General features: G+C 45.3%; 15 protein-coding genes. All 15 read right to left on the reverse strand.

Annotated features, from left to right (window positions below; genetic code table 11):
- Position 1: 1 nt before the first annotated feature.
- Entirely contained in the window at positions 2–502 is a 501-nt protein-coding gene (locus MHN09_RS09385) for a prepilin-type N-terminal cleavage/methylation domain-containing protein (protein ID WP_014975389.1), read from the reverse strand.
- A 22-nt stretch (positions 503–524) separates the two neighbouring features.
- Positions 525–1,112: a prepilin-type N-terminal cleavage/methylation domain-containing protein gene (locus MHN09_RS09390; RefSeq protein ID WP_101563278.1), complete on the reverse strand. Its 588-nt coding sequence runs from the start codon at positions 1,110–1,112 to the stop codon at positions 525–527.
- 45 nt (positions 1,113–1,157) lie between these two features.
- Positions 1,158–1,652: a hypothetical protein gene (locus MHN09_RS09395; RefSeq protein WP_239240354.1), complete on the reverse strand. Its 495-nt coding sequence runs from the start codon at positions 1,650–1,652 to the stop codon at positions 1,158–1,160.
- A gap of 27 nt (positions 1,653–1,679) precedes the next feature.
- The gene (locus MHN09_RS09400) at positions 1,680–2,915 is read right to left on the reverse strand and encodes a type II secretion system F family protein (RefSeq protein WP_014975386.1); all 1,236 of its coding nucleotides are present in this window, start codon (positions 2,913–2,915) and stop codon (positions 1,680–1,682) included.
- Positions 2,915–4,627 carry a GspE/PulE family protein gene (locus MHN09_RS09405; protein ID WP_039236887.1) on the reverse strand — a complete coding sequence of 571 codons (1,713 nt, stop codon included), beginning with the start codon at positions 4,625–4,627 and terminating at the stop codon, positions 2,915–2,917. Before MHN09_RS09405 ends, MHN09_RS09400 begins: the two co-directional genes overlap by 1 nt.
- Positions 4,627–5,853 (reverse strand): tetratricopeptide repeat protein, encoded by a 1,227-nt coding sequence (locus MHN09_RS09410; protein ID WP_239240357.1) that lies wholly within the window; start codon positions 5,851–5,853, stop codon positions 4,627–4,629. Before MHN09_RS09410 ends, MHN09_RS09405 begins: the two co-directional genes overlap by 1 nt.
- Positions 5,850–6,752 (reverse strand): AAA family ATPase, encoded by a 903-nt coding sequence (locus tag MHN09_RS09415; protein ID WP_061439063.1) that lies wholly within the window; start codon positions 6,750–6,752, stop codon positions 5,850–5,852. The genes MHN09_RS09410 and MHN09_RS09415 overlap by 4 nt, the downstream gene beginning before the upstream one ends.
- A gap of 2 nt (positions 6,753–6,754) precedes the next feature.
- Complete coding sequence (gene mshL, locus MHN09_RS09420; RefSeq protein WP_061439061.1) at positions 6,755–8,503, reverse strand: pilus (MSHA type) biogenesis protein MshL; 1,749 nt, start codon at positions 8,501–8,503, stop codon at positions 6,755–6,757.
- Positions 8,487–8,807 (reverse strand): agglutinin biogenesis protein MshK, encoded by a 321-nt coding sequence (locus MHN09_RS09425; protein ID WP_014947895.1) that lies wholly within the window; start codon positions 8,805–8,807, stop codon positions 8,487–8,489. Before MHN09_RS09425 ends, mshL begins: the two co-directional genes overlap by 17 nt.
- Before the next feature lie 9 nt (positions 8,808–8,816).
- Entirely contained in the window at positions 8,817–9,464 is a 648-nt protein-coding gene (locus MHN09_RS09430) for a type II secretion system protein M (protein WP_061439059.1), read from the reverse strand.
- Positions 9,439–10,065, reverse strand: a complete 627-nt coding sequence (locus MHN09_RS09435; protein ID WP_061439056.1) for a PilN domain-containing protein — start codon at positions 10,063–10,065, stop codon at positions 9,439–9,441. The genes MHN09_RS09430 and MHN09_RS09435 overlap by 26 nt, the downstream gene beginning before the upstream one ends.
- On the reverse strand, positions 10,062–10,976 hold the full coding sequence (locus MHN09_RS09440) for an agglutinin biogenesis protein MshI (protein ID WP_156085765.1): 915 nt from the start codon (positions 10,974–10,976) through the stop codon (positions 10,062–10,064). Before MHN09_RS09440 ends, MHN09_RS09435 begins: the two co-directional genes overlap by 4 nt.
- A gap of 166 nt (positions 10,977–11,142) precedes the next feature.
- A complete protein-coding gene (locus MHN09_RS09445; protein ID WP_239240361.1) occupies positions 11,143–11,646 on the reverse strand; it encodes a hypothetical protein in 504 nt (167 codons plus the stop codon).
- Between the two features lie 135 nt (positions 11,647–11,781).
- Positions 11,782–12,366 (reverse strand): phosphoglycerate mutase family protein, encoded by a 585-nt coding sequence (locus tag MHN09_RS09450; RefSeq protein WP_168462950.1) that lies wholly within the window; start codon positions 12,364–12,366, stop codon positions 11,782–11,784.
- Between the two features lie 107 nt (positions 12,367–12,473).
- Positions 12,474–14,021 carry a glycerol-3-phosphate dehydrogenase gene (glpD, locus tag MHN09_RS09455; protein WP_239240364.1) on the reverse strand — a complete coding sequence of 516 codons (1,548 nt, stop codon included), beginning with the start codon at positions 14,019–14,021 and terminating at the stop codon, positions 12,474–12,476.
- Positions 14,022–14,057 lie beyond the last annotated feature (36 nt).

Below are 14,057 nucleotides of genomic sequence, written 5' to 3' on the forward strand. Positions count from 1 at the left end.
ATTACTGAACGCAAGAGTTGACTTTAATTACAGGGCGTACACCTTCACCAGTAGAATTAAAGTATTCTACTGAACAAGGTGCCTCAGTTTCTGTAGGTGCTGTCGAAGAGTAATCACTGAATCCGGTTGCATAAACTAACACAGAGTTCGAAGCTGAAATCTCTTCTGTACCAAAGTCTGCAGCATCTATATCAAGCAATGCTGCCATATTATCTTCAGTCGCTTGCGGGTACCCGTTTACAATAGTCACGTTATCAGATCCAACATCTAACGTTACTGGTGTGTCTGTGGTACCCAAAACGTCGTTGATCAAAGCTTTACCATTAACAACCGACGCCGAGGTTTGAAGAGAGGCTTTAATTCCTTCAAGCGTTGCGTCACGCGCATCATCTTGAAGGTTCAGAAACTTAGGTGCTGCGGTTACCGCTAGGATACCCAGCAATACAATTACAATGATTAACTCGATTAGGGTAAAACCCTGTTGTGTTGATACTTTTTGCATAATTAAACTTCCTAGGTATTAATTAAAAAACAGTAACCTGGCCAGTGGCTGGGTTGTAAGTGAAACCGTCGTACGTTGTACCGTCTGGCGTTCCGTCTGCCGGTGCTGAGCTATTAGGTAAACCCATAGATTCAACTAAGTAGTAAACACAAAGTGTATTTGCACCTGAGTCGTCCTCACGAACGGCATATCTGAAATCAGCAACAACGGTGTCGTTCGTCGACGTTGTGTTTGTTGGTGCTGACTGAAGAATTAGGTCAAATACGTTTTTGCATTCAGTGTCGTTAACTGTAGAAATAAGTGTGTTGCCTGTAGAGCTTCCCGTTGGGTAACCAATGGTGCCGTCTACCCCTACTTGCGTTTGATCGTAAGTGACTACAGTGCCGTTCCCATTTCCATTGTTTCCACTCGGACGGCCTTCAACTTCCCACTGCGCTCTTACAAGACCTACCGCGGCTGCAAAACCACCGGCAACACCTTCAACACTTGCTTCACGAGCTTCATCAGTAACATCAATAAAGCGTGGTAATGCTGTGGCCGCAAGCAACCCTAGAATGATTACAACAATTATCAGCTCGATTAGCGTAAAACCTTGTTGTTTGGTGTTCATAACATCTCCTTGATGACGATAAAGGCGAATTGTGCCGCCGTTTAATCAACTGTTTCTTTGCCTGACAACGCCGCTACCAGCGTTATATTCAAACCAAATCTCTTTTCCCCAAAAGAATGCACATTGTAAGTGACCGTTTGCATACTGGTCGCTTACAGTCACTGTTGACAGCGCTTCACCTTCTCTTAAGGTTGCAAGTGTCAGCATGTATTCGCACGCATTCCCCTGTTCTTTTTCAAGTCCTTCGGGCCAGCCTTTTTCATTAATGTATAGCTCTGCCGCCACATCTTTGTGCTGTTTAACTTTGCCACCAGCGTCAAACTCAGTTTCGTAAATAAGCACGGTATCTTGCTTAGTCTTTATCCACTGTGCCCTGGCTAACATCACCACTCGCTGAAACTGTGCAACCGCATTCTCTTTGTTAACCTTTTCCGCTTCATCAATAATTGGTGTCGCGTAAAACACGTATGTTGTTCCAATAACAGCAAGCAATACGCCTATATCAACAAAATTAAGTAACCCCGTTTTGGTGCTTGCCACGCTTTTCCCCAGTTATAAAGCGCTTTATCAGCCGCCTTTCACCGCCGACATCATGTTCCACATTGGCGTAAATATGCCTAGCGCCAGGATCAATACCATTACCGCAACAAAACCAATCAAAATAGGTTCGATTTTGGCCGTTAAACTTTTCAAGTCGAAGTCGACTTCACGTTCGTAATAGTCAGCACTTTCTTCTAACAACGGTTCTAGTCGCCCCGTCTCCTCACCTACTGCAATCATCTGTAGTACAAGTGTAGAAAACAGTTCGCTATTTTTCGAAACTCTAAGCAAACTTTCGCCTTTTTCGATCCCTTGCCGCATTTCTTTAATGCGCTTTTGCATGTGCGCGTTGTCAACGGCGTCGGCAGTAAGTGAAAGCCCTGCGGTTAACGGCACGCCTGCACGTAAGATCATTGAAAAACTTCGGCTATATCTTGAAAGTAATGATCGCTCAATAATGCTGCCCACGACAGGCAACTTTAGTTTAAATTTGTCCCATTTGAGTCGTCCATTAGTCGAATTAACGTATTGTTTAACAGCGAAAATCCCTCCCACAATCACAATAATTAGCAGCCACCAATAGTTCACAAAGAAATTGGAAGTACCAATTAACACGCGGGTCATAATTGGAAGTTCAGTGTCAAAGCGCTCAAACATTTGGGTGAACACTGGCACAACAAATAGATTCAAAATAAACATGGCAATTGCTAGCGCAATTAACACAAAAGTGGGATAGCGAAGCGCCGATTTGATGCGCTTGCGGGTTTCTTGCTCGCGCTCGAAATAGAGGGCAAGCTGTAGGAATACGTCGTCTAATTTACCGGTATTTTCACCTACCACCACCACGGATATGGTAAGTCTCGTAAACACCTTTTCATATTTAGCCATGGAAGAAGACAGACTTCGTCCCTGCTCTAACTGGTCTGCAATATCTTTCAAAATCTCTTGAAAGCGTTTATGCGATGCATTTTCGCTTAGGCCTTTAATGGCGCGAATAATGGGAATACCGGCCTTTAGCAATGAGTACATTTGGCGGGAGAAAATGATCATTTCATCCAGTCCCACCTTTTGTTGAAATAAACGCGTGATATCGAAGCCGTCTCCTTCATTTTCTGCACTGCGTTTTTTTGATTCAACAATGGTAAGAGGCACAATGTTTTGTGACAGCAAGGCTTGTGCTGCGGCTTGCGCTGACGCGGCTTCTATAACTCCTTTTTGAGGCCCGCCTTGCGTTGACTTACCTGCGTACTTGAACTGTGGCATTAGTGATTCACCACTTCAGGAACAAATTCAGCGACTTTGAACACTTCATCTAAAGAAGTTTTGCCCTGAGCTGCGTAGTCCAGCGCCATGTGAGATAAAGGAACAAAGTCTTTATTCGCCTTAGTCGCATCTACGAAGCCCTGCGTGTCGTCTTCACGCAAGGCCTCCATCATGTCCTCGTTCATTTCCAGAAATTCAAAAACACCTATCCGGCCTTTGTACCCTGTGTGATTACAACTGTTGCACCCGCGCCCTTTATAGAAGGTGGCAGTGGCTAATTCAGGTTTCAAGAAGCCAACCCACGCTTGTTCTTGGGCGGTTGCAGGCTTTTCTTCTTTACAGTTTTCACACACCCTACGAACCAGACGCTGTGCAAGCACTCCTCGTAATGAAGTGGCAACCAAATACGGCGCCGCGCCCATATCGATAAGGCGAATAGCGCTGGTTACTGAGTCGTTGGTGTGAAGCGTACTTAATACCAAGTGGCCGGTTAATGCACCTCGAAGACCAATCTCTACGGTTTCTTGGTCACGCATTTCCCCCACCATGATAATGTCGGGGTCTTGACGTAACGTAGTGCGAAGAATGGCGGCAAAGTCCAGCCCAATTTTGGCATTAACCTGAACTTGGTTGATTCGCGGTAGACGGTATTCAATGGGGTCTTCAGCCGTTATGATTTTAAGGTCAGGCTTATTGAGTTCGCTAAGTGCCCCATACAGAGTCGTAGTTTTACCGGAACCCGTAGGCCCCGTTACCAGGATCATACCGTGGGGACGATTAATGGCAGCTCTAAATTTCTCTGCCATAGCATCGGGCATACCGGTTTGGTCTAGCGTTAGTAGGCCAGCAGACTGGTCTAATAAACGCATAACTACCGCTTCTCCGTTGGCCACTGGCATGGTCGACACACGCACATCTAAGGTGTGTCCTTTCACTTTAATATTAAATCGCCCGTCTTGTGGAATACGCTTTTCAGATATATCCAAGCCAGACATGAGTTTGAGTCGTAGTACCAGCGCCGACGCTATTTTCACTTGGTTGAGCGTGTTTTCTTGCAAAACGCCGTCGACACGTTGTCGAATGCGCAGGATTTTTTCATCGGGCTCGATGTGAATATCTGATGCCCTAACTTGAACGGCATCTTCAAATATGGAGTGAAGTAGCTTAACAACCGTGGCATCCGAGGTGGTGTCATCAAGGGCTGACAACTCAAAATCAGCTTCGTCTGCATACTCTTCACCTAGTTTTTCAGCAAACGACGCAATGTCCTGGGTACGGCGGTAAACAGAATCAAATGCCTCTAGCATTTGGTTCTCTTGCACAATAGCCAGCTCAATGGTTCGAGGAGCGACTAACGGGCCGAGTTGGTCTAAGCCTCCCAAGTCCGTTGGGTCGCTCATGCCCAGCAGCACTTCATCGTCGTCCGCCTCTAACACTAAGGCACGATAGCGACGTGCGTAAGTCTCTGGGATAAGCTGAGCTTGCTCTGGGTCTATACGGCGCTGTGTTATATCCAAAAAAGGAATATTTAGCTGCTGTGCCAAGAAGCGAAGAAGCTGGGGTTCGCCAATAAAGCCCAAATCGATAAGTGTATCCCCCAGTTTGCGCCCTGACGTTCGCTGCGCCGCAAGCGCATTGTCAAGCTGCTCACTGGAGATAATGTTTTCGTGAACGAGTAAGTCGCCAAGGCGCATCTTTAATCGAGGTCGCATTAAGGCTGCTCCTGTAAATCAGTTAGACGCGAGTTTGCATATTGTGCAGATGCAGAGGAAAGCCCGCCAATGGCGAGTGCCCTGGAATAAGATGATATCGCCAGGCGCTCATCTGCCAATGCGTCATAATTCACCCCTAGTGCCAACCACCATTTCGCATTATTAGGCTGTAGCGATGTCATAGCGCTGAATGCTGAGATCGCTTGCTCTGACTTATTGATGGTTTGAGCAGAGGTGCCCTTTAAAATTAGATAGTCGGCACGGCCTTCGGCTAACGCTTTAGCATCCAAGCTATCAGGCATCAAATTCAATACTTCTTCGAAGCGGCTTTCCTGCACCAGAATTTTGGCCATTAGCTCTCGCCAAATTAATTCGCTAGGCGAGATCACAATGCCCTCTGAAAGTACCTGCAGTGCCTGTAAATTATTGTTTTGTCCAAAATAAAGTGCAGCTAGCTGCTTGCGCGCCTCGTCATTTTGCGGAAAGGTTGCCAGTGCTAGCGTGAAGCTTTTTTGAGCCTCATCAAAAATGCCAAAGTTATACGCTTTAAGTCCTGCTTCTAAATGCACTGCACTTTGTTGTTCAGGTGACTTAGGTGCTACCTCAACTACAGGCTCTCTGGTTATGATATTTGTGGGTTTAGGCTCTGCGGCCTTCGAGCTTGAGGGTTGTGTTTTGCTAACCGCAGACAGTTCTGATTGAGGGCTACTGGCGTTTGCGCTGTTATTGACGCTTGACGCATTCACATCATCAGCTGTGCTGGTTGCTGATACCGTAGTTGTAACCCTTTTTCTGTATTGAGCTTCATCATCTTCAAGGGACTCATCAACGGTATTGAAAACAAGCTCAGCCACATCTGACGCACTGTTTTGTAGCGCCATATCACTTTCAGATAACGGGGTCGATTGCATTCCTTGTGACGGCGCATTTATATCTGCTGTGCTATCGGCAACGCGCTCTGATATTGTACTTTCAGCAGGCGGGTTGTTAACGCTCGGGGCACTTGAAACGGCCGTTGTGCTTAATCCATCTTCATTTTTTTCGCGATGGGAAGTACCAGATAAAAGTGTAATTACTAACCATACTACAAACACCAAAACGGCGATGATCATGAGCGCTTTTGGCCACACTGGACGTTGACTGACTTCAACGGTTGGCGGCAAACCAAAGTCTTCACTTTTATTGCGTTCATCCAGTGACTTTAAGGTGTCATTCAAAATACTCATATGCCACCTGCGCCGTATACATGCAGTACACTTGCTACTGCCACCACAGCAAGCGACAAAATAACAAGACTCTGCCTTGGGACAAGTCTGCGTTTACAGTCATGTGTATCGAAAACGGCGCTTAGTGTATGTGACCAGGTCGCCGACGCCTTGCCCTGACCATATGCGCGCAAAAGAATCTTATGACAAACTATGTTAACCAAGCGAGGCGTACCCTTGGTAACCAACGCTATAAATGCGCGCAGTCCTCTAGATATCAACTGCTCGTTACCACCTGCTGTCGTCAACCGGTGACCAATGTAGTAATCGACTTCGGCTGACGTCATTGTGCGTAAAGTGTAAGAAAAACTTATTCGCTGGCGGATTTGTCTTACTTTAGGGTTTGCCAGGTTGTCATCAAGTTCAGGCTGTCCAAACAAGACAATTTGAAGCAGCTTACTTTTTTCCGTTTCCAAATTGCTAAAAAGACGCAGCATCTCAAGAGCATCCCAACTCAGCGACTGCGCTTCGTCAATGATTAATACCGCTTGTCGCCCCTCTTTTTTAAGGGCTAATAGCTTTGTCTCTATTGCATTATGCAAGCCTTGATTATCACTATTTCCTTCCGTAACAATACCTAACTCTTTCGCAAATGCTTGGCGTAATTCATCAGGCGAAAGGTATGGATTGGGTAAATAGCAGGCTACAAATTTATCAGACAGATGATTAATTAATTTACGGCATAACAATGTCTTACCTGTACCGACTTCACCGGTTACTTTTATAAAGCCTTCAGACATACTTAATGCTGATAAAATGACTTTTAACGCTTCATTGTGTGGCGCAAGCGCACAAAAGAAATCCGTATTCGGGGTAAGCGAAAACGGCATATCTGTGAAGTGAAAAAAGCCCTGATACATAATTAGTTTCTATACCACTGATCAAGTAATGACTGAGTGCGAAGACGTTGTTTTTCCCACGTGTCCGGTTGCACAACTGATGGGCGTATCAAGATCACCAGCTCGCGCTTACTTTGCGTTTTGGCTTTGTTTTTAAACGCGTTACCAATGAATGGAATGTCTCCCAACAAAGGCGTTTTTGATTCTTGCTCACTGGTAACGGTTTCCATCAAACCGCCAATCACGACAATTTCTCCATCGCGGGCACGAATTACCGTATCTGACTCTCGGATATTACTTTGTGCCAGTGGCAGCAAGATTTGCTGATCGCCCACCTGAATGACTTTAGTCTGCTCTGCCGTTTCCGTTACTGATGGGTGAACGTGCAATATAACCGAGCCGCTTCTGTCAATTTGAGGGGTAACATCTAAGGCAATACCTGAAAAAAACGGGGTAAGTTCGATGTCATTTTCGTTTTCGGTTTGTGTCGCGCTTTGATCTTCACTGGTCGACACATCGGTGACAAAGTATTCGTCCTGACCGACTTTAATCACTGCTTTCTGGTTGTTAGTGACGGTCACTCTGGGGTTACTCAACATCTGAACATCACCTTGGGTTTGCAGCATATTGATAACGCCGTCAAAGTCACCTCGGGAAATTCTCAATGTAGAAACGCCGCCAATATCTGTAGATATTGAGTTCCCTATGCCGTTAACTGCATTAATGGCTGGATCTATACCTGCAGCGGTATTTGCAGCAAAGTTTGACGCTATAGCTCCGCCGCTGAAGCCAAAGTTCACACTGCCCGTCAAGCCGCTTGCAATGCGATCCCAGCGCACGCCTTGCTGATAGCCATCGTTTAGCGTGACTTCAATAATGCGCGCTTCTAATACCACCTGTCGCTGTAAGCTCTCTTGGCTTTGGTTTAAAAAGTCTTTCACCACTGCGATTTCGCTGGGCAATGCTCGAACGGTCACTAAGCCTGCTTGGGGTGAAACCACAACTTGGCGACCTTCTGTTGGAGAGACCAGTACTTTTAGTGCCTCCTTTAAATCGCTCCAAAAGTCGTTTTCACTGGTAGTCTGAATGTTTGAGCCATTGAGCTGTTGGATGTTATTGCCGCCAAGTCCGCCTTGGCCTCCAAAACCACCCTGACCACCTAGCGCGTTCCCGCTAATGTTATTATTGCCGTTAATTCCACCGTTGTTGCCACCATTGTTTTGGTCTTGCTCACTTACCCCACCGGCAATAACGCTTACGTTAGATACACCGAAGCGCTTGATCATAAGAAAGTTAACCGGGATAGATTCCGTCTTTAGTTGAGAAGGCATAACCTGAATTACCTTCCCTTCTAAAAACACGTCTAACGGATACATTCTCGAAATAATGGTTAACACATCTTCTAACGCCACTTCTTTGAGCGTTAAGCTAATTTGCCCTGACACGGCTGGATGAACGGCGACACTGTAAGGTGTGTCTTCAATTAACGCGTCGAAAAACGGACGCACGTCTACATTGTTAGCAGAAACTGCGAACATTTTCTGTGATGTTGGCGCAGGTAACGCTTGATAACGGGCAACCTCTGCCAGCAGTTCTTGATTAAGCTGAGGGGGCGGTGTTGGTTTACTTGATGTCGTATTCTGAGAACGTGCTAGTTCATCGCGAATATGAGGTTTTACTTCCTCGCCAACACCATAAGATTGGCAACCTGCCACAACTAACGCTGCAGACAAAACCAATGTGTTAACAATGAGGCTATTTTTTAATTTCATATGCATACATTCTTAGTATTTTCTGCTGACGTCCGTCAGTGATAACCACGTTCTTGGGGTTAATTTTTGATACGGTGTATTCGTTCAGTGTGTCGCCCACGCGGTAAGATTTACCCGATATGATCGCGCTATAACCTGTACTGCGTTTAAAGATAGATTGAAGTGCTAGCTCTCCTGCTACCGCTTCATCATTGCTAGACACTGATGCACTGGCGATTGCAGGCCTAGTCGGGTCGACAGACGCAACTGCAGGTAAGCATGTTGCTATCGCTAAAGCTGTGACCACAATTCTTAACCGTTTCACACTCTCTCCTTACAGCGAGATAAAGGTTTCATTATTGCTTACCGTTGCTAACCCCAGTGCTAACGTGGCACTTGGGTAAGCTTCAACGTTGTAAGCAAAATCTGTTACTACGACTTTTTCAGGGGCGGCTTGAAGGCGCGCTAGGTAGCTACGCAGGTCAAAGTAACTTCCCTCAATAATTAAGCGCATGTTATGACGGTAAAACGGTGTGCTTTGAGACTCACCGTCACCAAAGCGTACTGTTTCGGTAGGCTCGACCTTAAAATTCACTAAACGTACGTTGTCTTCTTCGTTTAGAAGCGTCATAAGCAGCTCGGGCATTCGATCGGCTGCGACAAACCCTTCATTAAGTGAAAGTAGTGCCTCATCAATTGATAGTAGGTCTTTTCTGGCCTTATCGAGTTCTAGCTGCGTGCGCTTTGTATAATCGATGGTTAGCGCTTCTTGAATAGCATCTCTTTGAATGACCAATGCTTTGTGCTCGCTCTCCTTTCTGATGACTGCTTTATCGGTTGCAGACAAGTCATCAAGTGCAGGCGAAACACCGAACCAGAAGAATAGATAGATAATGAGAGCAAAACTCACCCATGTAATTAGCTGTTTTTCTCTGCTTTCAAGAGCGGAGAATTTCTCAGAGAGCTGCTGGTACTGATTCATCAGCGTCTCCTTCAAAATCTGTGGATATCAAGAATTGTTTCACGTTTTCTTTGCCGTCTACTTCATCAAACTGCACTGAAGAAAATGACTTACCTTGGAAAAACGGAGACTGCTGCAACTTTTTAAGCCACACAGGTATAGATGAAGGCGCCAAGGTTTGGCCTGACAGGCGAATGGTTTGTGTATCGATATCAATACTCGTCAGCCATAGGTTCTGATTGTGGAAATTAGCCAAGTCGTCCATCACCTCGCCGTACTTTGTTGCGTCAAATGACAACTCTCCGCTATCAAGATACGCTAACAGACGTCTTCGGTTTTCAATTTTGGCGTTCACCTTTTCAAGCTGTTGCTGAAGCGACTGGGTGTCTCGTTTCTTCTCGAGTGCAGCGCTTAAGGTTTTAATTTCGCTATTCAGTTGGCTAATCGCGTTTGTTTTTTCATTTAACTTTTTCTGCTTCGCCCCCAACGTAATATTGAGCGCGATTACCACCACCAACATGACACCTATTGCCGCGCCATTAAGCCAAAGTACCTTCGAGAATGGTAACCGCTCTTTCTTTGGTTTAAGAGAGTCCTGATAGAGGTTTATCGTTCTTTTCATGCCACCTCTCTCGCTGCAACAAGTGCACTTGCTAACGCAAAGTGGCAGGCAGGTTCAACTACATCGGCTAAATTAAGCTGTGAAGTAAAGACATTCATGGCAACGGGCTGAAACGGCTTCAGCCGTTCGATCACTGGCACACAGTCAAATTGAGTTTTAAACAGAATTTCTTTTAAAGGCGGCTGCTTAAGTTGCGACTCATAGAAATCCATTGAGCGTTGAATTTCTAATCCCAAAGTATCACTTAGCTGTGACAGGTCTGTTTGCTCATTAACTTTGCTTACAAATCCACGTAAGCGACGTGCCAACCAAATAGCCTGAGAGCGCACTATCATTAAAAACGGTTCACTGTTGGGCTCTTGGATGATGAGTAGTCGCGCATAGTCATCATTTGGCACCATTTCAGTTGCTAACACTTCTTTGGTGTGGATATGTGTAAGCTGCTTGTCTTTCTTTTTTGCCATGCTCGCTGCGACGGCAGCAAGTGAGGACCTTTCGGCAGCGAATACATTTATCTTTTGGCCGCCACTCCGACTTTTAACCGGGTAGTCGACATAGTCTAAAACCATGTTGCTGGAGTCATAGGGAACCAGCTCTCCGAGAGTCCACGGTAACGCTGTTGTAATATCCTCTTCTGCCATTTCTGGCTTATCAACCTGTACCATGTGGTACATATGCTGTGAAAGCACTATAGAAACATTACAGGTCGACTTAGCAAACGGGCTTAACGCCGCCGATAGCTGTTGCTTGAGAGGCTGATGCTGATCATAGGGAATTGAAGAAACAGAATTAAGTGAAACAGCGTCGCCACTGCGCTCTATAGCCACAATGTGTAGCTCAGAAGCACAGACCGATACGCCTACAGTGACGCTAGTTTTTTTACTTTTCGAAGAAAATAAGCGTGAAAGCATATATCTACTTAATTCGTTAATGCCGAGTATTATCTTATAATCAACAATACCTTATGGCGCCAATAAGTAACATGGCATTAACTCAAAAGTAGACTAATTATCTAAATAGAACAAATACCTATATAAGCATAGGCCTATATTGTGCACCCTCGTTTATGTGGCCAGTTTAATCGCTTAAATTTGTTACTGTTCCATTTGCAGGAAAATAGTCGAAATACGCGCCGCTACTTAAGCTGAAGCGACACCAATAGTTGTCTTCGTTCTCTTCAAGTTCAGCATAGTAGTCTGCATGGATCTTAAAGCCGTCCACGCGCAGTGGTGTCGCCATTAGCGACGTCCATATTTTTTCACACCCTTCACTAGAAAGCTCTGCGGTCGGCCATCCGTTGTGATTCATTCGCACCGGAGTACGATTCGTTTCTTTGCCCGACTCGTTGTAGTGAATCAGCATTATCATAGTGGTGGGTTGGCGGACTCGCCATTGCCAGTGAGACGAGACGACGTGACGCTTAAACGTATCTAGATTTAGTGCAAATGCGGTGATTGTGGTGTCTTGCTCGTCGGTATGAAGAAAGTTGATAGTGACGCCAAAGGTAATTGCAAAAATAGCTGCAATAGCCGCTTTAAAAACATTAGACGTGGAAGGTTTCTTTTTGTTGGTTTTATTCATTGTCGATTCCCCATGCCTTTGTTCAAGTCGTTAGCGCTTGTTAGGCATTGTTCTATTTTATCGACATTTTGAAGAAAAAATGAAGTAGGTATAAATAAACCTTAAGAATTTCTGGTTAAAAACGAAGGCTCAGCATTATGGCAACGGCTTGTGCAATATCGTAATTCCCCAAAAATCACCGTCTTTTTGCTTTAATTGCCAGCCATTTTTTATGAGTAATTTTCGGGTGTAATAGTTAGTCATACCATGCCCGAATAGCACTATCCGCTCGTGTTTCTCACACAGTTTTTCAATACGCTCGGAAACAAGATTAACCCTTTGCTTGGCAGCTTTGAAACTTTCAAATCGACCTTTAAATCCTATAAACCATAATGCACGGCTTAAGACGACCCAGTGCCAACTGCGCAAGGTGAACGGAAGTTTGTAGTAAGGAATATCCATTTCTTTAAGATGGGGCAACTCTTCATCAATTTGAGTCGCGCCGTAATAAGCCGCAGACAATTTAGCCCTTAGTAACGGGCTAACCACAATGTAGCTGTCGTCGATATGGGTCTTCTGCTTTGGGTGACTTGTTGGATCGAGTATCGATTTATCATAGTTACGCACCCACTGAGCATATTGAGCTGAGTTTACTTTGTCATTATGCGCCGAGAGAGGCTTACCGTGTCTAATAAGTACGACTTCCTTGACGGAAGTATTGTTTATCACGTCCATGTTCATTTTAAGTCGTCTACTTTATCCTGCTGGGCTAGCTAATCAATGGCGATTGAGCCACCTTATTGCTTTTCAAGCAAAGATGGCTCCTTCTAATGCGTAACTTTCACGGGTTATGCGCTTGCCAATACAGCATCCACAGGCTCATCCGATTGAGCTGCGCCAGAAACTTTCATTGAGATATAAGAAGACAGCGCTTCCTGTTGTGCTTTGTCCAAGCGTAATCCATGTTTTGTTCTGCGCCAAATCACGTCTTCTAGACAACAAGCCCACTCGCACTCTATAAGGTAATCAACTTCTGCCTGATACATACCAGCCCCGAAATGAGTCCCCATAGCATCGACTGACACTTTACCTTTAAGAAACTTATAACATAGCAAACCATACTGTCTTGCGTAGCGTTCAGCGATAGCGTTGTCCAGCCAAGAAAACTCGGAAGTTAGTTGAGCAACTAACGATTCTTGACTCTCAAATGCACCACCTGGTAGCGGTACTTCTTTGGTCCACGCTTTTTTCGCTTTCGGGAAACATGAGACAAGTTTATCTACCGCGTGCTCTGAAAGCTTTCGATAGGTTGTAATCTTGCCGCCGAAGATATTCAGTAATACGGGCTTTCCAGCCTCACCCTTAAGCTCTACTTTATAGTCCCGAGTAAGTTCTTGTGCTGACGCGTTTTTCTCTTCTAAGAGTGGTCGCACGCCACTGTAAGTATGGACTATATCTTCGCGTGTTATCTTGGACTTGAAGTAGTTGTTTACGACGTCAATTAAGTAATCAGTCTCTTCGTTTGAAATTGCAGCGTCAGACGGATTACCTTTAAAGTCTTCGTCTGTCGTGCCCACAAGTGAGAAATCACCTTCGTAAGGGAGCACGAATACAATACGCCCGTCTTTATTTTGCAGAATGTACGCTTCGTCAGAGTTATATAGCTTGGGAACGACAAAGTGGCTTCCCTTTACCATGCGCATCGCATTGGGGTTGTGAATATTTACCAAGCGATCTAGAAACGATACTGCCCACGGTCCAGCCGCATTAACAATTGACTTGGCCTTAACTGTAAACGTTTTCCCTCGAGACGTTTTAAGCTCCACATTCCACAAATTATCTAACTTTTCAGCTTTAACGCATTCAGTACGCGTATATATCTTCGCCCCCTGATCTTGGGCAGCTAGCGCATTTAGTACCACTAAGCGTGCATCATCTACCCAACCATCTGAGTATTCAAAACACGTTAAAATATCGCTAACCAGCGGGCTTTCACTGGTGGTCGTTAGCTTACGTGAGCGCGGCAACATATTGCGCTTAGCCAGCGAGTCATAGAGGAATAAACCAATTCGTATCATCCACGCAGGGCGTAAATGCTTTTGGTGAGGCAAACGAAAACGTAGCGGCCACATGATGTGAGGCGCTTTCTTCAACAACACTTCACGTTCTGCCAGCGCTTCTTTCACTAGGCGAAATTCATAATGTTCTAAATACCTAAGTCCACCATGAATTAATTTGCTGCTAGAAGAAGACGTTGCGCCTGCGAGGTCACCTTTCTCGCACAAAGCAACCGAAAGCCCGCGTCCCGCAGCGTCAAGCGCGACGCCTACGCCGTTAACACCGCCGCCAACGACTAAAACGTCGACTGTCTGTTCAGTTTGATTGCTTTGACTCATACATTGCCTCTAGTGGTATTTATATGGATATCCTCA

The sequence above is a fragment of the Alteromonas sp. MmMcT2-5 genome, from assembly GCF_022348315.1.
Taxonomy (GTDB): Bacteria; Pseudomonadota; Gammaproteobacteria; order Enterobacterales; family Alteromonadaceae; genus Alteromonas; species Alteromonas macleodii.